We start from the raw sequence: 21,064 nt of genomic DNA on the forward strand, positions 1-21,064 counted from the left end.
GCGCACAGCGACAGAACGTTCCTCCGTCACGGATTAGCGTGACGCCATGGAACTCACCCGCATCACTCCCTCCATCTGGCAATTGCCACTTCCCGTTGGGCATGTTCACTTCGTGCGTCTGCTGGACGGATACGCCCTGATCGATACCGGCGTGCCGGGGTCCGCCCCGGCGGTGCTCGCCGCCCTCGATCAGCTCGGTGGACGCCCCCAGGACGTCCGGCAGATCGTTCTGACCCACTCGCACGTGGACCACATGGGCTCGGCCGCGGACCTCGTCGCCGCCACGGGTGCCCGGGTGCTGGCCGGCGCGCTGGACGCCCCGTTCGTCCGTGGCACCGCCCCCGAGCCCGAGGCCGTGCGCACCGCCTCGGAACACGCGCTCCACGAGCAGGTCATGGCGGGATTCGCCGACGCGGAAATGCCGCCTCTGAAGCATGTGCCGGTCGACGTCGAACTACGGGACGGCGACGCACTCGACGGCTGGGCAGAGCCCGTTCGCGTGCTGCACGTGCCGGGCCACACTTCGGGAAGCATCGCCCTCCATTTCACGGAAAGCAGCGTGCTGTTCCCGGGCGACACCATCGCCACCGAGGGCGGTCGGGCGATCCTCGGTCCGTTCAACCTGGACCGGCAGCAGGCCATCGCCTCCTTCCGGCGGATGGCCGCGCTGGACGTGGAGAAGGTGTGCGTACCCCATGGCCTACCGTTGCTGGAGAACGGCGGCGCGGTGCTTCGGGCGGCCACTCCGGAGAACGACTGGGTGTGAGACGCATTCACCGGTGATTCCTGGACCTCCGGGGCGCCGACCCCAGAGGTTCCGCGATCCGGAGATCCGCGATCCGCACGGGCGACGTTGGGTCATCCTGCGCAAGCACCGCCGTGCCGGACTGGCCGGGGCCGCCGTCGGGACACCTGATCTGCGGGTCCTCAACGGTACGGACCGCCGCGCGCACCGGGGCGATGTCATCGTCCTGGTCACCAACGGCCGCTTCTCCAAACCGGCCTTGGACTTCGCCAGGTCGCAGCGCCTGCGCCTGGTGGATCGGGCGACGTTGGCCACGTGGGCCGGCGGACACCGCCCCCCTGTGGGAACTGCTGCGGGCGGTGCCCTCTCCCCGGGCCCTGTCATGAGTGCCTCTGGCCCTGTCCTGGGTGAGCGGCCGGGGGGGGGGGGGGGGGGGGGGGGGGGGGGGGGGGGGGGCGCGCGCCCCCCCCCCCCCCCCCCCCCCCCCCCCCCCCCCCCCCCCACGTACGTGGTGCTTCCCGCCGCTCCGTTCAGCCGCTCGGGGAGCGGCTCAGAACACGAGGGTCAGAACACGAACGGTCCGGGCGACTGGGCGGACGTCGCGTTGCAGGTCGCGGTGATGCCCATGACCACGACCTTGAGGGACTTGGCCTGGAGGCTGTCGCCCGAGGCGACGGTCCCGCTCAGCGGGCCCGTGGACACGGGGCTGCCCGCGGGGATGGCAGGGTTGGAGCTGCCGGTGAACGTCACCGTGCTCGTGCCCTTGTTGGTGAGCGTGAGGGTCGATTTCACCGTGTTCGCCCCGACGTCGATGGGGGCGGTGATGGCGGAGGTCGAGAGGCTGATGGTCGCGGCCGTGCCGTTCTGAGTGGCGGTGAGCGTGGCGGCGCCGGAACCGTAGATGCCGCAGTCGAAGGAGATCGTGGCGGTGGAGGGAGTGACCGCACCGGCCGTGGGAGCCAGCGCGAGCGTGCCCGCGGCAAGGGCGGAACAGACGGCTGTCCGCCGTATGACATGCCTCATGTTGGTTTGGCCCTTCGTGTGGGGGGATCAATGGCGCGAGTTCGCGGGACCGCGCCGGAACGTCGCACACCCCTGACAACCCGTCAGGGGGATGACTCCCTCATTGAGGCACGGCCCCCTTGAGACAACAAGGCACACCGCCATGATTTTTGACATGCCCCGACCAAGTCGGGCATGTGGTCCACCCGGCACGGAATGGACGACTGACCGTGGGGTGTTGAGGGTTGTCGAAGGGAGGGGCAGGAAAACTGCGCCTTCTCTCCCGCACGGTTCCGGCCGCTCGCCATCCGCCGGCCGCCGCCCACGCGGCGGTCGTACTCCACGGAAGGAACACCGCCCATGACGCACGACCAGCGCGCGATCACCAACCCGGCCACACTGCACGACCCGACACCGTACGGCTACAGCCACGCCGTCTCGGCCCCCGGCGAACTCGTCTTCATCGCCGGCCAGTACGCGTCCGACGCCACCGGCTCCCCCGTACCGGGCGGCTTCGCGGACCAGGTGGATCTGGCCCTCGACCGGTTGCGGTCGGCCCTGGAAGGGGTGGGGCTCGGCTTCGAGCACGTCGTCCGGCTCGGCTCGTACATCGTGGACCACGAACCCGCCCGGCTGGAGATCCTCGGCAAGGCGCTGCACGCGCGGTTCGGGAACCGGCTGCCGGCCCAGACGTTGAGCGGCGTGGCCTCCCTCGCGATGCCGGGAATGCTGTTCGAGATCGACGCGGTGGCCGTCCGACCGGTCGCCCGGCCGCACGCCGACTGAGCGGACACGGCCCGGACCGCCCGCCCGCCCGCCCCACCGTCGCCGCATACCGGAAGGCCGGACCGCGCAGGGGAGAGAATCGGCAGCAAAAAGACATCGGACCCGAGAGGCGGGGTATCAGCAGGCCCGATGCCTTGAGGGGATGCAGGAGCTACCGGGAGGGTTCCCGGACCGATATCACCGAGGAAATTCAGTCCCCGGTGTTGGTGGCCCAGACCGGGCGCCCGTCGTTGCTGTAGACCACGACGTTGCCGTCATCCTGGACGGCGAGATACGCACCCTTGCGCCAGGTGTCGGAGGCCCAGAGCGGGCGGCCGCCGCGGTCGTACAGGACGAAGTTCCCGTCCTCCTGCATGACGGCGTGGTCACCATTGGGGTACGCACCGGGGGCCTGCCACGCCGGGCGATTGTCCTTGTAGAGAACGAGGTTCCCGTCCTGCTGCAGCCGCAGGATGGCCCGGCCGTTGCCCGAGGTCCAGGCTTGGTTCTTGTGCAGCGTCACCCTCGGATAGATCAGCGTGTCCGCCGTGGGGCGCGCGCCGGCGGCCTGGGCGGAACGAGCCGCCTCCGGCGCGGAAACGGATGCCTGAGCGGAACCGGCCAGCGTGCCGCCGGCCGCGAGGACCGCGGTCGCGACGACAAGGAACGGGAAGGTAGGGAGTTTCATCGTTTTCCCTTCACAGATCATGACGCCCTGTTGTCCAGGGCCACGCCATGAAACTCCCACATGCCTCCGGAAGGAAACCGGCTCACGGAAATCCCCAATAATTCAGGATGCCCGAAATCCATATCAGCACGGGAATTCCGCGCCGCAGAACGACCACCTCGCCGCTTCGGCCAAGAAGACGTCCACCGTACGCCCGGGCGAATCGCAGGTGACTTTTCGTCACGGTATTTTTCCCACCGGCAGATGAAACTCTCTTCGTTCCCGTGGTCCGGCGCGGCACAGCACTGCCTGGCGCAGGCGGCAGGGAGGAACCGCAACACCATCGAGCTCCTGGGTACCCGACCCCCATGGCGGCGGCCGGAGATCTGCGGCTCCGGGCCGAGGTGCTGCTCCGCGTCCAGGAGGAGGGTTCCGTAAGAGCTGACGTACGATCAGAACGGGGCGGCCGTCATGGAGAGCATTGAAATCGTGATGACCGATGGCCCGACGACGGCTAGCGTGTCGAGCATGTACTTGTATCAGATCTACGGCTGACGCGGACGGGGCAGACCCCTCTCTCGTATCGCACACCCACGTGACGCTCCTGCGACGCGTTTCCCTCTCGCGGCATTGAGCGCACGGGTTCGTGACGCCCTTCCCTTTTTCGCCAGAGATCTGAAATGAGTGATCTTCCATGACTCGTCGCCGTGCCCACATCGCGATGGTCGGCATCCCCGCCGTCAGCCACGTCCTGCCCAGCCTCGATGTCGTCCGCGAGCTGGTCGCCCGGGGGCACCGGGTGACCTACGCCAACGGCCCGGCGGTGGCCGACCGGATCGCGGCCACCGGTGCCGAACTCGTCGCCTGCACCTCCACGTTGCCGGTCGCCGACAACGACTGGCCCGACGACCCCATCGCCGCGATGGGCCTCTTCCTCGACAACGCCGTTCAGGCACTCCCCCAGTTGCGCGCCGCCTACGACCACGACCCGGCGGACCTCTACCTGTACGACATCGGCGCCTACGCCGCGCGCGCCCTCGCCGAGGCGCAGGACCGGCCCCTCATGCAGTTGTCCCCGACCTACGTGGCCTGGGACGGCTACGACCAGGACGTCGCGGCCCACCTGTGGCAGTTGCCGGGGGCCGACGCGTACCGGACGAAGTTCGCACGGTGGCTCGCCGAGTGCGGGGCGTCCACCACCGACGTGGACGCCTTCTCCGGGCGACCCGCGCGGGCCCTGGCGCTGATCACCCGGGCGATGCAGCCGCACGCCGACCAGGTCGACACCGACACGGTGACCTTCGTCGGGCCCTGCTTCGACCCGCGTGAGAGCGAGGGAAGCTGGAACCGCCCGGCCGGTGCGGAGAACGTGCTGCTGGTCTCCCTGGGATCGGCGTACACCCGTCGGCCGGAGTTCTACCGCCAGTGCCTGGCGGCCTTCGGCAGCCGGCCCGGCTGGCATGTCGTCCTCCAGATCGGGAAGTACACCGACCCGCGGGAACTCGGCGCCATCCCGCCCAACGTCGAGGTGCACTCCTGGGTCCCGCAGCGGGCGATCCTGGAGCAGGCGGACGCCTTCGTCACCCACGCCGGTATGGGCGGCTGCGGCGAAGGGCTGATGGCCGGTGTTCCGATGATCGCCGTCCCCCAGGCCGCCGACCAGTTCACCAACGCCGACCGTCTCGTGGAGCTGGGTGTGGCCCGCCGCGTCGACACTCCGGACGCCACCGCCGAGACCCTGCGCAACGCCCTGAACGAGCTCGTCGCCGACACCGAGGTCGCCCGCCGCTCGGCACAGCTGCGTGCCGACGCCCGAGCCGAGGGCGGCACCACGCGGGCCGCCGACCTCATCGAGGGCATGCTGAGCTGATCCCCACCCGCCGTTGAACGCAGGCCGGGCCGGGGGTGGTGGAGCGGAACCCCCGCTTCCCCACCCCCGGTCCGGCCTGCGTTCGGGCGGAGGCCGGCCGGTGCCCGGCTTCCGCGGATGTGGCGGGCGCCTGCCGTGCCGGGCAGGGCAGTTGCCGCGCCGTCCGCGGGCCCGGGAAGGCGCCCGCCCGCTCCGTCGGGTCGACAGGCTCGGGCAGCCCTGCCTGCTTCCGTCGGCTACGGCTGGGGCGTCGCCGCCGCTCTCGCGGTGCCCCGCTGGGAACGCGGTGTCTTCTCACCGGCCTTGTTGGGCTGGATGGTCCTCGGGTCGACGGCTTCGCCCGGTGCGCCCTGCCGGTAGACGCCGTCGGGGTCGGAGTCGCGGTCGTGCGGCAGGAGGAAGAACACGCGACGCCGGTAGAGGCCGCTGTCCGGGTCGGCTTCGGCGGTGGCGTCGAGTTCGACGTAGCCGATCATCCGCCCGTCGCGGGCGTAGCGGGGTCTGCTGCGCCTGCGAGGGGTCTTGTCCAGGGCCTGGCGGACGTAGTCGAGGTGCTCGGTGTCTTCCAGCCACACCACGTGGGCTTCGTGGGTGAGGTCGCCGTCGGTCAGTAGCGAGCTCATGGCCACGACCTCTCCTTCGTCCGCGTGCACCGGTCCGGGTGGTGCCTGAATTGTGTACCGCTGTTCCGCTGAGGTGTCCGGAATGTCGCCCCCGGTCGGGGGACGTACGCCCGATGGGCCGCGTCTCCATCGTAGAGGGGGTCTCGGTACGGGTGCAGGGGGCGGCGTCGAGGGAGACGGGCGGAATGGTGGGTGCGGGTGTCGTTCACTGTTCGGCTGCCAGGGCGAGGTTGGGGTAGAACTTGCGGCCGTTGGATTTGATCATGTCGGCGGGCGAGGCGAGGCCGACCTCCTGACGGACCCGGGTGGCGAAGGTACGGGTGGTCGCGGGGCGGATGCCTTCGCTCGTGGTGCACCAGGTGCTGTAGGAGGCGTAGAGCAGACCCTGTTCGACGCGGAGTTCCGGTCGTTCGGGGTCGTGGATGCAGCACTCGGTGAGGAAGCGGCCGATGTGGTCTTCGGTGTTGGCATAGGCGGTGGTGGCGATGCGGACCCTGTCGGGGCCGGCGAGGGTGTCGCGGGTGGCGAGGTAACGGCGGGCGCCTTCGGTGAGCCAGTGCAGGATGCCGGGCCCCTCGTCGACGACGAGTTCGACGGCGAGATTGTCGATCTTCCGTTCGTCCGGGACGATCCGTTCGAAGGGCAGCAGGCGGATGCGGCGCCAGAAGGCGAAGCCACCGGTGGACACCTCGGGCCTGTGGTTGCCGAGCAGCCACAGGTGGTGGGTGGGGGTGAAGGAGAAGTAGTCCTGCCGCATGCGGCGGGCCTTGATCTTGTCTCCGCCGGTGAGGAGGCGTACACGGGCCTCGTCGAAGCGGTCGTTCGGCTTGAGTTCGCTGCAGACGATCAGGCGGCGCCCGTGGAGTTCGGTGAGCTCGGTGGAGTGCTCGGAGAACGCGCCCCGGTCCATGAGGAAGCCGGGCGGGGCGGCGTCGGCGTAGTCGCCCAGGATCTGGATCATCACGTCGAGAAGCACGGACTTGCCGTTCTTGCCCTGCCCGTGAAGGAAGGGAAGGACCTGCGCGCCGACGTCACCGGTGATGGAGTAGCCGAGCAGCAGGTGCAGGAAGTCGATCATCTCCTGGCCCTCGGCGTCGTCGCCGAAGGTGTCCGCCAGGAACCGGTGCCACCGGGGCGTGGGCATGTCCCGGGGGCCGACGCTGGTGGCCCGGGAGTGGAAGTCCCGGGTGGGGTCGGGCTTGCGGAGGCGTCCGGTCTTGAGGTCGACGATGCCGTCGGGCGTGCACAGGGCGTAGGGATCTCCGTCGAGGGTGTCGGGGTCGACGGAGAGGTCCGGGGACGCCTTGGCCTGGGTCAGCAGGGCCTTCATGCCGGTGGTCGACAGCGTGCGCTTCTTGTGGAGGCGCAGCTCCCGGTCGCTGAAGATCCCCCGGGAGTCCGAGTCCGGCATCTCCTCGGCCATCTCCCCCGCCGCCCACAGGGCCGCCTTCTCACCGCCCGAGCGCTTCCAGCGGTGGCCGTCCCAGGAGTACCACCCCAGGCCCTCCACGTGCCGGAACTGGTCGCGGTAGAGGCGCGCGAACAGCTTCGCGTTGCCCCGGTCGGTCAGCGTGCCGGGCAACTGCCCCGGTGGCGGCCAGGCCACCGGGGGCACGGTGGCTCCGGGAACGGCCTGGGCCGGCAGGGCGGCCGCGTGATGCGAGGGCATCACGGGGGCCGGCGCGGGCTCTTCCCGGGCTTCGAGGTCGAGCATCTGCTGAGCGGCGGCAGTGGCGTCGAAGCGCGTGCTCTCGGCACTGCTCATGAACGTCCTTCGGGGTGGAGCGGTCGGGCGGCCCCGGCTGCGAGGCCGTCGTGGATGATCTTCTCGTTACGGGGGCCCTGCCAGGGCCGGGCCCGGTGGGCGGCGGCCATGAGCAGTTCCCGGACATCGTCCTCCTGGAGGTGCCCGGCGGCGGCCAGCCCTCCGGCGGTGAAGGCGGCCCTGTTGAGTTTCTCGGTGAAACCCGCGCCCTCCCTCGTCGCCTCGCACCGGGCGACCTCGTCGACGAGCGGCGCCAGGATTCTGTGCGCGGCCTTCGGGCGGCGTGCCCGCCGCGCGGCGGGGACGAGGCGCCTCGTGGGGGCACGCCGGGGCGTCTGCGGCGTCCGGGGCGCCTGAGGGGCTTCAGGGGACACGATGTGGCCGGTGCGGTCCAGTTCGGCCGCGAGCCAGGAAGGCAGGGGGGCGGGCATGCGGGCGGTTCCCAGGGCCTCGTAGACGCCCTGGGAGGTACGGGTCGTCGGAGCGACGATGTACCCGCCCTCGGCCCGTACGTCCACCTGCCAGGCCAGCGCGACCTTGGGGCTGGAGCCGGCCGAGGAACGGTACCGGGTCCGCGGGGCGGGGTTCCGGTACCAGATGTGGAGCCCGCCGGAGGGGGTCCGTACGCGCAGGGTGCTCTCGTCCCCGGCCGGGTCGGGATGCCCCCGGAAGGCGGCGAGCAACGCCATCGTGTCGAATCCGGAAGCCAGGCCGGTGAGGTTGACGGACTCGTGGATCGGGATTCCCGGAAGCAGCCGGCTCCGGTCGGGGACCGGAGCGGAGTGGGCGTCGATGTCGATGACGATCAGATCGGCGGGGCCGCATGCCACCCCCACCCCGGAGCGGGGGCTGTCGGTCCACCACTTCTCGATGCGCCCGGGGTCGGTGGTTCCGGCGTGGAAGCCGTGGCAGGGGCGCCCTGCGGGGAGGCAGGGGCAGGTACGGGGGTCGTGGTGCCGGTCCTTGCAGTCCTCGCAGTTCCCGGCCGGGGTCTTCCGGCCCGGGGCCAGCGGGTGGACGGGCCAGCCGTTGCCGGCGCACCAGCGGGCGACGGACATCGACGACACCTGCCGGGCAGGGGGAGCTCCGTGGCTCGTCTCACCGTGGCGCCGCACGCAGTCGTCCTTGTCCGTCCGGTCGTAAAGGCTTCAGTCCCTGCCTCTGACACCGCTGGCCACATGGCCTCTTGGCCCGCCGACAGGGACTGAAGGGACTGTCATTCGGAATGAGTGTAGGCATGTCCCCCTTGCCCGTCCTGTCATCTCCCCCGCGCGCCGTTATCTGATTCTCAGTCCCTTGAGTCCCTTCAAGCCCTCCTCGAGACCGCTGAACGACCGACAAAGTCACGTTATATACCGTTTTCTCAGGCGGAGTGGATGCTCCGGAAGTCGGGGTGCATCCAGGGGCTGGAGCGCCGCAGACCTCGGATCCTTGGCGAGTTGGAAAACCGGGTGGTGGCCCCGGGACTGAAGCGAGGGACCAGGGACCGAAGGGAAGGGGTTGGTCCCTGACTTCAGTCCCTGTACATACCCGCAGGTCAGAGGGGGGATGACCCCCCGAACAGGGACTGAAGGGACTCAAATCTCTAATTATGAGCCAGATACGTATTGAGTCATATGAGATACACGCGGGCGCACGTACACGCGTACGTAGTGAGCTTATAACTAGGAATTTGAGTCCCTTCAGTCCCTGTTTTGGGGCATGAAAACGCTCTGACCTGGGCTTTTATCAGGGACTGAAGGGCAGGGACCGAACAGGGACCAGTCACTGAACTCGGTCCCTGGGCCCTTCCTTCCCTTCTGGTCCCTGCTCCTCGGGCGGCCTCCGCAGGGACCGGGCCGCCGCCGCCGGCCGCAGGAACCGGCCGTCAGGGGCCCCTGACGGCCCCCTGGCTGTCCGATCCCCGACCGCCGCCGCCAGCCCGCCGCCGCCCCCTTCAGGTTCGTCTGGCGCGCTGCGGGAACCGTCTCGGCCGCCCGTAGTGAAGCGGGCCGCGGGCAACCTGGTCCGCGACAACAAGCTGCGCCGGGCCGGCCAGCGGTCGCGTACGGCCCGGGCACGCCGGGCACGCCGCACGAGCCCGCGCAGCCGCACAGGCGGCGGTACGCGGCCCCTGGCACCCCTCCGAGGGGGGACCAGACATACTTCTCGACGCCGGTCAGGCCGAGCCGGGCGACACCGACGGAGACCGCGAACGCGGCCCGTCCGACAGACGGAGACACGATGACCATGGCCAAGAGGACGGACCCGCAGTCGCCTGCGCCCCACATCGCCGACAGCCATGACCTGATCCGCGTGCACGGCGCACGCGAGAACAATCTCAAGGACATCGACATCGAGATCCCGAAGCGCCGCCTGACGGTGTTCACCGGGGTCTCCGGCTCGGGCAAGAGCTCACTGGTGTTCGACACGATCGCCGCCGAGTCGCAGCGGCTGATCAACGAGACCTACAGCGCCTTCATACAGGGCTTCATGCCGACATCGGCGCGCCCCGAGGTCGACGTGCTCGAAGGACTGACGACCGCGATCGTCGTCGACCAGCAGCGCATGGGCGCCGACCCCCGCTCCACGGTCGGCACGGCCACCGACGCCAACGCGATGCTGCGCATTCTCTTCAGCAGGCTCGGACAGCCGCACATCGGCTCTCCCAACGCCTTCTCCTTCAACGTCCCCTCGGTCCGGGCGAGCGGTGCGATAACCGTCGAACGCGGCAACAAGAAGACCGAGAAGGTCACCTTCACGCGCACCGGCGGCATGTGCCCGGGCTGCGAGGGCCGAGGCACGGTCAGCACCCTCGACCCCGCCCAGCTCTACGACGACTCCAAGTCGCTGGGCGAGGGGGCGCTCACCATCCCCGGCTACAAGGCGGGCGGCTGGAACTACCGGCTCTACACCGAGTCGGGTCTGTTCGACCCCGACAAGCCGATCCGCGAGTACACCGCGCAGGAGCTGCACGACTTCCTCCACCACGAGCCGACCCGGATGAAGATCGCGGGCATCAACATGACCTACGAAGGTCTGATCCCGCGCGTCCAGAAATCGATGCTTGCCAAGGACCCGGAGGCGATGCAGCCGCACATCCGGGAGTTCGTGGACCGGGCGGTCACCTTCACCACCTGTCCCGAGTGCGACGGCACCCGGCTCAGCGAGGCGGCCCGGTCGTCGAGGATCGAGGGGATCAGCATCGCCGACGCCTGCGCGATGCAGATCAGCGACCTGGCCGCATGGATCCGCACCCTCGACGAGCCCTCCCCCGGCTCTTCGAGCACGGGATACGCGATGGTGGCCCCGCTGCTCACCGCGCTGCGCCGGACGCTCGACTCGTTCGTGGAGATCGGGCTGGGGTACCTCTCGCTCGACCGGTCCTCGGGCACGCTGTCCGGCGGCGAGGCGCAGCGCGTCAAGATGGTCCGCCACCTCGGCTCGTCGCTCACCGACACCACGTACGTCTTCGACGAGCCCACCACGGGCCTGCACCCCCACGACATCAGCCGGATGAACGACCTGCTGCTGCGCCTGCGGGACAAGGGCAACACGGTGCTCGTCGTCGAGCACAAGCCGCAGACCATCGCCATCGCCGACCACGTCGTCGACCTCGGCCCCGGCGCCGGTACGGCGGGCGGAACCGTCTGCTTCGAGGGCACCGTCGAGGGGCTGCGGGCCACCGACACCATCACCGGACGCCATCTCGGCGACCGGGCCACTCTCAAGAAGTCGGTGCGCAGGCCCACCGGCGCCCTGGAGATCCGCGGGGCGACGGCGCACAACCTGCGGGACGTCGACGTCGACGTCCCGCTCGGAGTCCTCGTCGTCGTCACCGGCGTCGCCGGTTCCGGCAAGAGTTCGCTCCTGCACGGGTCGATCCCCGCCGGCGCGGGCGTGGTGTCCGTCGGCCAGGACCCGATCCGCGGTTCGAGGCGGAGCAACCCGGCGACGTACACCGGACTCCTCGACCCGATCCGCAAGGCGTTCGCGAAGGCCAACGGCGTGAAGCCAGCACTGTTCAGCGCCAACTCAGAAGGGGCCTGCCCCAGTTGCAAGGGCGCCGGTGTCGTCTACACAGACCTGGCGATGATGGCGGGTGTCGCCTCCACCTGCGAGGAGTGCGAGGGCAAGCGGTTCGAGGCGTCGGTACTGGACCACCGCCTCGGTGGCCGCGACATCAGCGAAGTGCTCGCCATGTCGGTGGTCGAGGCCGAGGAGTTCTTCGGTGGGGGCGAGGCGCGCACCCCGGCCGCGCACAAGATCCTGGAACGCCTCGCGGACGTCGGCCTCGGCTACCTCAGCCTCGGCCAGCCGCTCACCACCCTGTCCGGTGGGGAACGGCAACGGCTCAAGCTGGCCACCCACATGGCCGAGAAGGGCGGCGTCTACGTCCTCGACGAGCCGACCACCGGCCTCCACCTCGCCGATGTGGAGCAGTTGCTCGGCCTGCTCGACCGGCTCGTGGACTCCGGGAAGTCGGTCGTCGTCATCGAGCACCACCCGGCGGTCATGGCCCACGCCGACTGGATCATCGACCTCGGCCCCGGCGCGGGCCACGACGGTGGCCGGATCGTCTTCGAAGGCACCCCCGCCGACCTCGTCGCCGCCCGCTCCACCCTCACCGGCGAGCACCTCGCGGACTACGTCGGCGCCTGAGGGGCTGCCTGGCGCCCGTCAGACGCCGCCCCGCCGTCATTCCCCTTGTCCCGGGCCCGCGCGCCGGGACAAGGGGCCCTGAGGCGGGAGGACGGGCCGGCGAGCCGGGACGGGGCGGCCCTGGAGGAGCAACCGGGATGGCGCGGCTGCTCCCAGACGCACCTGGCCCCGAAGCAACCGCCGTCACGCGTGTGCCCGGGCCCTCTCCCCCGCCGACCCGCCCCGAGGACGGAGATCCCCCGGTTCAGATAGTTGAAAGATGAATGACTTCTCTGGGAGGGCTTGAGCGCGCGCGGCCCAGCTGCGTCTTTCCCGCCCGGAAACCGTACGCGCGGCCGTGCCAGCGTTACCGAGCCTGCTGCCCTTCATCCGTCGCGAGGACGTTTCGGTCCGGGGCCGGATTGCGTTTCGCCCCCTGAGTCGCCGCCGAGCGCCGACAGCCGGACCTGTTGCTCAAGCGCTGTTCTGCTCCGCTCCCCCGCTGCGGGAGCGGTACTTTCCGAGAAGTAATCCGCCCGGCGGATGCGACCGATCTGCTCAAGACGGACGGCGACGGAACCGAGCCGGGTCAGGACATGGTGGTACGTCATCGGGGCGTTGCGGCGGCGCCGGAGCAGAAGTCGGCTCCTTGGTGGGCAGGTTCTGCTGCCCGTCGGCAAGGGCCTGGCGCGACTCAGCGGCTCTTTCGAAAGGGCGGCAGCCGGCAGGCGGGCGGGCACTGCTGTCGGCAACGCCTTGCTTCGTTGCGGTGGAGGCCCGTCGGCGAGGCGGTTGCTCAGGCAGTGCGCTCATGCGGTGCGGTCGGGCGCCCCTGTGCATGGAGCCCGCTGCCGGTGTGGTCGCCACAGGACACCGATGAAATCAATCTCGTGCGGAGACTATCGATTGCATCGGCGGGGACCCCGGGGATGGCATCGGTCGGAGGGCGGGAAGGAGTGACTGTCGGCGCGTGTCGTGGTTCGTCGCGTCCATGAGACACGGAGCGTTGTCCATGACGAGAAGAGCATGAGCATGTACGGCGTCACAGGCGCCTCGCTTCCGCTCGGTGCGGAAGTGGTGGGGCGACCGATGCCCCAGCGCGTCCGATGCGACCCGTTCTGTGGGATGACGTCGGCCGAGAAACCGGCCGAGGCGGGTTGGGGCTACCGGTCTCCGGGGTGAGCGGTCCGGCAGCTCAGGTGGTCATGGGCGGCCTGTTCGTGCCACGCACGGACAGCCAGAGATCTGCATCCGATGGTGTCTCCGCCTGTGCGAGTCTCTCTCGGCCCATCAGTAGACCACTTCACGCGAGTCAGCGGGGCGCAAGCCGGCGGATCACGTCAGGGCGGAACGAGAGGAATGCCCCCACCGATCCGGGTGCCTGAAGACTTGACTGATCCTTCGCTCTCCCGGGCATTTCGAGCACAGCAGGCTGGTCCGGGCCGCGGAGTGGCCGGTGACGCAACATCATGCTCTCGGACTGCGTCCACGAAGTTCCTCGTGCGTGCTTCATCCCGTTCGCCTCACGAGGACAGCCCGGTGGAACTGAAGCGTCGTGAAGGTCCATGTGTCGGGCAGAGGCGATCGCTCTGCTTCGCTGACCGTCGACCGTGCATGGATCGAGAGAAGATCCGGTCTTCTGGTCAGGATGCAAGCAGCTCACGGTGATCGAGAAGGCAACGGGATGATCGGGGCTGTGGGCGACATCTTTTTGGTGAAGAGTCGCTTGGTGCCCCCGTCCATGCGAGGGCGTTTCCCTGACGACAGTGGGAAGACGTGTTAGCGGTCAAGAAGGGTGTTTGGGTTCGGTCGAACTCTGCGAACCCATCACTACGGACCGCTCTAACTTCCCTTCAAGGTGATGCGTTGGTCCGATCTGAGCGCGTAGAATGACGACGTCTTGTTCGAGGCAAAAACAGGCTCTGACCTGCAGAAACAAACATCGGCGCAAACATGGGTGCAAGCTTGGATACACACCTGGAGGCACGCTTGACCACGAGCTGTGTCAACAGCGATTCGGCTTGCTCGGGAAATCGTGTGGACGTGGATGGGGCTTCTCGTGTGATGAAGCACCTTGTCTCCCACGGTGATACAGGTGTTTCCGTGCGCCTAGGTCGGGGCCGGGGTCAACGTGTGGTGATGAGTTGGTTTGTGAGCTGGTTTGCGAGCCGGGCGGCAGGCGGGAGTGCGTACCTGCTTACGAGCGACGTCATCGATGAATGTGCAGGCTCTCAGGCATACGGGCCGCATAGCAGCCCTCAGGGTCCGTCCATGTGTGAGGTCACCCACGAAGTGTCATGCGAGGACGTATGCGTGCCGGTGAGCCTGACGAAAAGCAGAGTCGGGTACGTAGGTGCTGGCGACCGCGCCAGCGGGCATTCGTGCCAGTACGCGTGCCGATCCGCAAGGTCGAGTGCCGGTTTCCTCAGGCGTGGACGGGTTCACCAGGTCGCACATGGGTCCAGGTGTCGGCTTGTGGGGGCGTCCGCCTGCCGGGTAGCAGACTTCGGAGTGGGCGCGTCCACCCACAAGCAGGAGGGCATGCAAGTCGGTTGGCATTCGCGTTGGTGGGAGGGTTCGACGGCGGATCGATGTGGCGACTCGAATCCGAGCAAGTCCATGGGCTCGGTGGTGGGCATGAGTGTCAGGGGGCACGCCGAGTGAGGTGTGGGTTCATCGGGCAGCCCAACAGACAGGTGAAGGGGAGGTGGCCCAGCAGGTCGGACGGTTGGTGGCTCAGTCGGCACAGTGCTGGGTGGGATGGGAGACGCAGGGGCGAATCGGGGAGCCATTCCGCACGCAAAGTTGCTGGTCGGCCCGGTGGATGGTGGATCACCATGGGTGTCGGCGGGGTTGCCGGGGAGTTGGCCGGTCAAGGAGGAGGAGCATGGACCCGCGGGGGAGTGCGCCACCCCGGACGGTGGTGTGCCTGAGGGGTTGGTCAGACGTGGGCACGGTGGCTGAGGAGGAAGCAAGGGAAGCTGCTCGTCGCCTTGCTGCCCTTCCGGTCCGCCTGAATCCCTGACGCTTAGTGAGTCAACCCGTGTGTTGGTCGATGGAACCCAAGGGTTTCCTGATAGCGTGTGCTGCGCTTTGTTCCACAACTGGGCTGGAGGTGACTGTTCTTGTGGTTGAACCAGGAGTGGTCATCACACATCGCTCCATCCGTGAGAACGCGGTACATCGAATGGGTTGAGAGGCAGATGGATCAACCTGCGAAAAAGCGGTGCGGCTTATGTGGGGGACAACTCTCGAAGGGCCGCTGACCTGGCGGGACGGGGGCGCCAGGGGGCTTATCGCGGACAGATCCCTGCCTTCGGGCCCTACCTCGCACCGTCATGGAGCGGTTTGGAGCGCAGGATCGTTCTGAGCGAAGTTTCGACCATGCATAACAGTTCAAATCGGGCATACAGCGCCCTCTTTCCGGGCCTGAACCAGAGTGAGAGGACCCATGTCCAGTCCCTTCGCAGCACCTGACATCCGCGCCCAGCTGCCGGCGATCCCCTGGGCCTCGCTGTCGCACATCTTCATGTTCGGCAACGGCAAGGGCGGCGTCGGCAAGTCCTCCGTCTCCGCCAACGCCGCCGGCAAGGCAGCGCGCAGCGGACTGCGGACGCTCATCATCGACTGCAATGCCCAGGGCAACATCGCGCGTGAACTCGGCTACAAGAAGGCCGAGTGGAACGACGGGGGAGCGGGGCTGCTCGAATCCCTCCGGACGGGTACGCCGCTGAACCCGCGTGAGAACGTGCGCGAGAACCTTGACGTGGTCATGGGCGGACCGGCGCTCGGCGACGAGTTCGGCATCTTCTTTCACACGCTTCTCGCCAAAGAGGGCCCGCACGCGTATCTGCGGCTGCTGATGTGCCTGCTGCCCATCGCGCACAGGTATCAGATCATCGTTCTCGACACGCCTCCCGAGAACCCGTCGCTGCAGCGGCTCGCCCTGTCGGCCGCGCGATGGCTCATCATCCCGGTCAAGAGCGACGGCGGCGCCGAGGACGGGCTTGCCCAGATCGGCCTGGAATTCTCGTACGTCAAGTTCGTCAGCCAGATCAACCCGCACATCGCGCTGCTCGGCGTACTGCTGTTCGATACGGGGCGTACGTACACCGGGATCCATGCCGACGTACGACGGCAGGTTCAGAAGGTGCTCGGGCAGGAAGCCCATATGTTCAAGCACCTCATCGGCCATACCGAGTCGGTGGCACGGCTCGTGCGCAAGCGCGGTCTGCTCGTGTCGGAGCTGGCCGAACGGCGGGCGGGTGGCGACCGGAGCATTCCGGAGACCGTCATGGGCCTGGCCGCCGACTATGAAGGCTTTACCGAAGAAATGTTCGCTCGGGCTCTTGAGCTGAGGAAGGAAACTGCGGCATGACACCGCCGAAGGGCAAGAAGCGCGTGGACGAGGATGACGAGCAGAACATGTCCGACGAAGGCGTCGGCAATCTGTTCAGCGGGGGAGGGGCGCCCGCCAGTGCGCTGGCGGGCTGGGCGAGCGCTCCGGCGGTGCAGCCGACCGTCGCCCCTGTCCAGCCCACTCCGATCGTGGAGCCGGCGCGTCCGGTGTCGGTGATTCCGCAACCCTCGCGGGAGGTTGTCGAGGAGCCCGCCGCGGTCGACGACGCGGACACGGCCAAGCCGGTCGGCTTCTACGTCTCCACGAACGTCGCGAATCGGTTTCGCAAGTACCGCAAGCAGACCGACCTCACCCACACGCAGATCGTTCTGCTCGCCGTCGAGGCGGCCGTGGAGAAGGGGGTCGCGCAGGTGGTCGAGGACGCGCGCAGGGCACCCAAGTTCCAGTCGAAGCTGTTCGCGGTGAAGCCTGACGACACGGATCTGCGTGGCCTCGGCCCCGTTCAGTTGCAGTACAAGCCGACCAAGGCGCAGCGCGGAATCATCAACGGGCTCGTCGGTGAGTCGGGTCTCCCGGATCACACGAAGTTCCTCGCGATCGTCCTCGACCAGTACCTGCCGGGACGCCGGGACGTGTGAGGTTCGGCGCAGGCCGGGGTGCGTGAGGTTCGGCGAAGATGGAGCGATGAGGGGGTGACGCAGGGGGCGGCGCTCGGAGGCCCGGCGCGGTGAGCGAGACCGAGCCGATGACGAGTGACGCTCCCGGGCGCGAACCGGCCTTCACGGGGGAGAGCGCCGAACCGATCGGCCCCATGGACTTGCCGCCGGCGGACTCACCGCCGGCCGAGCGGGCCGCGCTCGTCGGGGTCAGTATGAAGATGCTGCGTCACTGGGACGCGATCGGCCTCATGCGTCCGAGCGAGCGCACCTGGGTCGGGTACCGGGTGTACTCGGGCGACGATGTCGCCCGGATCCACCGGGTCCTCGTCTACCGTGAGCTCGGGTTCCCGTTCGCCTGGATCGGCCGGACCTCGACGACCCGGCCGTCGACGCGCGCCACCACCTGCGTCGACAGCGGACGCAGTTCATGGAGCCCATCGCGCATCTGCAGAAGGTGGTTCGCGCGGTCGACCGCATGCTGGAGGTCTCGCACACGCCGGATGCGGCTGACTCCGGAGGAACAGGTCGAGATCTTCGGCGAGGACGGGCAGCCCGTGGGTCGAAGGGGCCGAGGAACGCTGGTGCGAACAGCGCGAGGGCGGCGCCTTCACGGCTGTCGGTCTTCCCCGCCCCGCGGGGCAGAGGCGGGCACGGGGTGCGGGGAGAGGCGGGGGCACGGGGCGTGCAGGGATGGTACTCGGCCCCGGGGCCGATGCCCGGCTCCCTCGGGTGATGGACGGGAACGCGTCATGGCTTCCTACGACGAGGTGCTCGCGCCCGCCCGCCGCCGCGGCAGTTCAGCGTGCCGGACCGCGGCGGAGGACAGGACGACGACCACGCCCAGGCTGGCGAAGGCGCCGCAGCCGACGAACACCGGGCCGGGGCCCCAGGCACCGATGGCTGCGCCGACCACCGGATAGCTGAGAGGTGCGAGCCCGACCATGGTGAGCATGAAGACGGAGGTGACCCGGCCGAGGTAGGCCGGGTCCGCGGCGGTCTGCATGAGGGTGCTGCCCAGACTGCCGAAGACACCCGCGTTCAGCCCGATCAGCACGGCCAGTACCACCGCGATCCAAAGGGTGGGCACGAGCGCGATGCCGGCCGATCCCGCGCAGCCGACGAACAGCGTTCCGGCGAGCAGGAGACCGGCCCTGGGCAGCCAGCCGACAACGGCGAGCAGCGCGGCGCTGACCGCCGCCCCCGCACCGAAGCCGCTGACGATCCAGCCGTAGCCGGAAGGACCCCAGCCCCGCTCGGCGTTGAGGAGCACCAGGCCGACATTGAGGGTGCCGGTGAGGCCGAGCTCGTAGATGGCACCGGCGGCGACGAGCGGGCCGATGAGGCGATGGCGGCGGATGTAGCGCAGGCCGTCGAGCAGGTCCTTGAGCGCGGTGTTGCGGCGTTCCGGCTGTTCCGCCTCGCACTGCGCGAGGGGCCGTATCCGTATCGTCAACAGGAGCGGCAGGGACAGGGCGAAGAGCAGCCCGGCGACGGTGAAGGCGGCTGCCGCGCCTCCGAGCCCCATGGCCAGACCGCCGAGCGGCGGGCCCGCGATCTGGCTGAGGCGCATCGACAGCGAGCGCATGCCGGCGACACGGGCCAGTTGGTCGGGGTCGGTGATCCGCGGCGGGAGGGCCCCGATCGCGGGTACGAACAGCGCGTCCACGGCGCCGAAGACGAGCGCCACCGCGACCAGGATCCACAAGGCGGGTGCGGTCAGCGCGATACCGGCGGCCACCGCCAGGATGAGGAGGCAGCGCAGCGCGTCGCTGCCGAGCATGACCCGGCGGGGGTCGAACCGGTCGGCCACCACGCCCCCGCCGAGCATGAGCAACGCCCGCGGCAGCGCTCCGGCGGTCATGACGAGGCCCACTTCGGCAGGTCCGGCGGCCTTCTGGGCGGACCAGCCGAGGGCGACGAAGTACACGCTGTCGCCGACGAGGGAGACGGTGTGCGCGGTGAGCCAGCGCAGCACGTTCCCGTCGCGGTGGGCCGGGGTGGTGACGCGTCTGGGCAGGTCCGTCCCGGCGGTGGTCATGGCGGGCTCCAGGGAGTCGGGGGTGCGGAGGTGTCAGGGCCGGAAGGGGAAGCCGTAGAGGTGTACGGACACGTGCTCGCGGCCCTCGCCGTCGCCGTCCGCTCCGGCGGCCTTGCCGCGCTCTCGCCAGCGCCGTGCCAGAGCGTCGAACTCCTCGCTCATCTCGGTGAGTTCGGCCGGAGTCAGGTCGAGCAGCCACTCGGAGTTGAACGCGGCGTCGGTCCACTCCTTGCCCCAGGCGGACTTCTGGTCCAGATACGTGCGGTACTGGGCGACCCGGGTGTCGAAGATGCCGCGAGTCACCGCGCCGACGGCGGCGGCTCCCTCGGGGGTGTCCAGGAAGTCCGAGTCGCGGAAGCCCCAGCCTTCCTCGGACGCCACCTGCCACCACCGTTCACGTCCGTCGGCCCCCTGACCGTTCGCCTCGGTCACGAATCCGTGCTCGGCCAGCTTGCGCAGGTGATAACTGACCAGCGACGGAGTCTGGTCGACATGCTCGGCGAGCTGGGAGGCGGTCGCGGTGCCCGCTGCGTACAGCACCCGGTAGAGCTGCATCCGCAGGGGATTCATGAACGTCCTCAACCGCGACAGTTCGATGATCTGCTCAGGCTTGCGCTCAGGTGACATGCCCTCACCGTAGATGTGAAGCGAGAACTTCGCAATAATTCCTTCAGAGTTGCTTCTTCAAGGTCGTCATAGAGCTTCAGCTGCCCCGCTCGCTTCACGCGCCCCGCTCGCTTCACGCGCCCCGCTCGCTTCGGGTGCTGTCCTGTGCCGCGCCGACTGCCCCCGACCTGCGTTCCGTTGTTCCGCACGGCTGTCCACCGACGGCGGCTCAGGAACCGGTGCAGCCGCCGTCGACCGGCATCGCCGTGCCGGTGACGAAGGACGAGCGGTCGCTGCAGCGCCACGCCGCCGCCTGGGCCACCTCCGCCGGGTCTGTCATGCGCTTCTGCGCGGCCCGTACGACGACCTCGTGTCTTCCGGTTCCGGGTTGGCGGAGACGACCTCGTCCATCATCTCGGTGTGCATGCCGCCCACAACGAGCGCGTTGATGCGGATTCACCGACGCCCCCGGTACGCCGACGGCCCTGTGTACTCAGACGCAGATCCAAGCCTTACATCAAGCGTGGACACAAGCGTGGACACAAGCATGGGCACAAGCATGGACACAAGCATGGGCACAAGGATGGATAGGCAAACATGGGAACAAACATGGGAACAAACGTGGACGCAAACATGGAGACAAGCATCGACGCAAACACTTCCTCAAGCATGAGTGCAAGCCCGTATCACCAAACCCGCCTCTACCTCCTTCGATATCCCGGCGAAGGCAAGGTGGCCGTCAGACGCTCACCGGTCCCGAGAGCCCGGCGACCGCAGGGCCCGTTGTGTGACCGTCAAGGGCTCGGGGCGCGATGGCGGTGTGCGATCGCCTCGGCGAGGCGTTCGATGAGTTCCCGCGCCGAGGGCGGGCCCAAGACCTCGAAATGGTCGCTGAACTGCCCTCGGCATCGGCATCGGCATCGGCACTGGCACTGGCATCGGCATCACCATTGGCGCCGGCGTCGGCCGACCCCGTGCTCAGCAGGCGCTTACCGAGGATTCGTTTGGCGATGTCGAGATGGTCCGCGTCCAGCCGCACGGTCACGACGAGGTCCTGCGCGCCCTCCAGGCTCGCACCGAGTGTTCCGGCCAGCTCGGTGAGCGTGGTGTTTGCGCGCAGCCTGCGGGGTTCGTCCAGTACCTCCCAGTCCGCGAGGCGGCTGAGCGCGTACATGCGTGGTTCGCCGTCCGTATCGGCTAGGAGGTACCACCGGCCGGCGCGCAGGAGCACTCCGTAGGGATCGACGACGATCGGCCGGTGGTGCCGGGCGCCGCTGCGCCGGTACCGGACGCGCAGGCGCCGTCCACGACGCAGGTCATGGGATCACCTCGGCTCATGGGGGC

15 protein-coding genes and 2 pseudogenes are annotated in these 21,064 nt (G+C 68.8%); 8 read left to right on the forward strand and 9 right to left on the reverse strand.

The features are described 5' to 3' along the window. Positions 1-46 precede the first annotated feature (46 nt). Both ACGF2V_RS25020 and ACGF2V_RS25025 read left to right on the forward strand, forming a co-directional pair. Entirely contained in the window at positions 47-766 is a 720-nt protein-coding gene (locus tag ACGF2V_RS25020) for an MBL fold metallo-hydrolase (protein ID WP_362709178.1), read from the forward strand. Positions 767-836: 70 nt separating this feature from the next. Continuing rightward, positions 837-1,131, forward strand: a pseudogene (locus ACGF2V_RS25025) (restriction endonuclease); the annotation flags it as partial. A 178-nt stretch (positions 1,132-1,309) separates the two neighbouring features. Here ACGF2V_RS25025 and ACGF2V_RS25030 read toward each other — a convergent pair. Next, positions 1,310-1,768 carry a hypothetical protein gene (locus ACGF2V_RS25030; protein WP_362623777.1) on the reverse strand — a complete coding sequence of 153 codons (459 nt, stop codon included), beginning with the start codon at positions 1,766-1,768 and terminating at the stop codon, positions 1,310-1,312. Between the two features lie 339 nt (positions 1,769-2,107). Here ACGF2V_RS25030 and ACGF2V_RS25035 point away from each other — a divergent pair, with 339 nt between their 5' ends. Beyond that, the gene (locus ACGF2V_RS25035) at positions 2,108-2,533 is read left to right on the forward strand and encodes a Rid family hydrolase (RefSeq protein ID WP_362623780.1); all 426 of its coding nucleotides are present in this window, start codon (positions 2,108-2,110) and stop codon (positions 2,531-2,533) included. Positions 2,534-2,723: 190 nt separating this feature from the next. Here ACGF2V_RS25035 and ACGF2V_RS25040 read toward each other — a convergent pair whose 3' ends face one another. Beyond that, positions 2,724-3,200: a hypothetical protein gene (locus ACGF2V_RS25040; RefSeq protein ID WP_362709175.1), complete on the reverse strand. Its 477-nt coding sequence runs from the start codon at positions 3,198-3,200 to the stop codon at positions 2,724-2,726. Between the two features lie 673 nt (positions 3,201-3,873). On the opposite strand from ACGF2V_RS25040, the gene ACGF2V_RS25045 reads away from it, so the two are divergent. Continuing rightward, positions 3,874-5,049 carry a macrolide family glycosyltransferase gene (locus ACGF2V_RS25045; RefSeq protein WP_362709172.1) on the forward strand — a complete coding sequence of 392 codons (1,176 nt, stop codon included), beginning with the start codon at positions 3,874-3,876 and terminating at the stop codon, positions 5,047-5,049. Positions 5,050-5,285: 236 nt separating this feature from the next. On the opposite strand, the gene ACGF2V_RS25050 is transcribed toward ACGF2V_RS25045, so the two are convergent. From ACGF2V_RS25050 to ACGF2V_RS25060, 3 genes are all read right to left on the reverse strand, one after another. After that, a complete protein-coding gene (locus ACGF2V_RS25050) occupies positions 5,286-5,672 on the reverse strand; it encodes a DUF6009 family protein (RefSeq protein ID WP_362623789.1) in 387 nt (128 codons plus the stop codon). Positions 5,673-5,877: 205 nt separating this feature from the next. After that, positions 5,878-7,437 carry a phage/plasmid primase, P4 family gene (locus ACGF2V_RS25055; protein ID WP_362623792.1) on the reverse strand — a complete coding sequence of 520 codons (1,560 nt, stop codon included), beginning with the start codon at positions 7,435-7,437 and terminating at the stop codon, positions 5,878-5,880. Further along, the gene (locus ACGF2V_RS25060) at positions 7,434-8,495 is read right to left on the reverse strand and encodes a bifunctional DNA primase/polymerase (RefSeq protein ID WP_362709169.1); all 1,062 of its coding nucleotides are present in this window, start codon (positions 8,493-8,495) and stop codon (positions 7,434-7,436) included. The genes ACGF2V_RS25055 and ACGF2V_RS25060 overlap by 4 nt, the downstream gene beginning before the upstream one ends. A 1,165-nt stretch (positions 8,496-9,660) precedes the next feature. Between ACGF2V_RS25060 and ACGF2V_RS25065 the strand changes: the two genes are divergently transcribed. The 4 genes and pseudogenes from ACGF2V_RS25065 to ACGF2V_RS25080 all read left to right on the forward strand — a co-directional run. Next, positions 9,661-12,078: an excinuclease ABC subunit UvrA gene (locus tag ACGF2V_RS25065; protein ID WP_362709166.1), complete on the forward strand. Its 2,418-nt coding sequence runs from the start codon at positions 9,661-9,663 to the stop codon at positions 12,076-12,078. Positions 12,079-15,508: 3,430 nt separating this feature from the next. Then, on the forward strand, positions 15,509-16,435 hold the full coding sequence (locus ACGF2V_RS25070; RefSeq protein WP_362709164.1) for an AAA family ATPase: 927 nt from the start codon (positions 15,509-15,511) through the stop codon (positions 16,433-16,435). Continuing rightward, complete coding sequence (locus tag ACGF2V_RS25075) at positions 16,432-17,055, forward strand: hypothetical protein (RefSeq protein ID WP_362623802.1); 624 nt, start codon at positions 16,432-16,434, stop codon at positions 17,053-17,055. Before ACGF2V_RS25070 ends, ACGF2V_RS25075 begins: the two co-directional genes overlap by 4 nt. 239 nt (positions 17,056-17,294) lie before the next feature. Continuing rightward, a pseudogene (locus tag ACGF2V_RS25080) lies at positions 17,295-17,378 on the forward strand (MerR family DNA-binding transcriptional regulator); the annotation flags it as partial. Between the two features lie 455 nt (positions 17,379-17,833). Here the strand turns inward: ACGF2V_RS25080 and ACGF2V_RS25085 are convergent. The 4 genes from ACGF2V_RS25085 to ACGF2V_RS25100 all read right to left on the reverse strand — a co-directional run bounded on the left by ACGF2V_RS25085 (position 17,834) and on the right by ACGF2V_RS25100 (position 21,035). After that, complete coding sequence (locus ACGF2V_RS25085; protein ID WP_362623803.1) at positions 17,834-19,114, reverse strand: MFS transporter; 1,281 nt, start codon at positions 19,112-19,114, stop codon at positions 17,834-17,836. 33 nt (positions 19,115-19,147) lie between these two features. Next, positions 19,148-19,741, reverse strand: coding sequence for a helix-turn-helix domain-containing protein (locus ACGF2V_RS25090; RefSeq protein ID WP_362623806.1), 594 nt, complete (start codon positions 19,739-19,741; stop codon positions 19,148-19,150). A gap of 208 nt (positions 19,742-19,949) precedes the next feature. Continuing rightward, positions 19,950-20,060, reverse strand: a complete 111-nt coding sequence (locus ACGF2V_RS25095; RefSeq protein ID WP_362623808.1) for an SDR family oxidoreductase — start codon at positions 20,058-20,060, stop codon at positions 19,950-19,952. 399 nt (positions 20,061-20,459) lie between these two features. Beyond that, positions 20,460-21,035 (reverse strand): WYL domain-containing protein, encoded by a 576-nt coding sequence (locus ACGF2V_RS25100; RefSeq protein WP_362709252.1) that lies wholly within the window; start codon positions 21,033-21,035, stop codon positions 20,460-20,462. Positions 21,036-21,064: the final 29 nt, after the last annotated feature.

Origin of the sequence: Streptomyces sp. NPDC047982 (assembly GCF_043204165.1) — a bacterium.
Classification (GTDB): domain Bacteria; phylum Actinomycetota; class Actinomycetes; order Streptomycetales; family Streptomycetaceae; genus Streptomyces.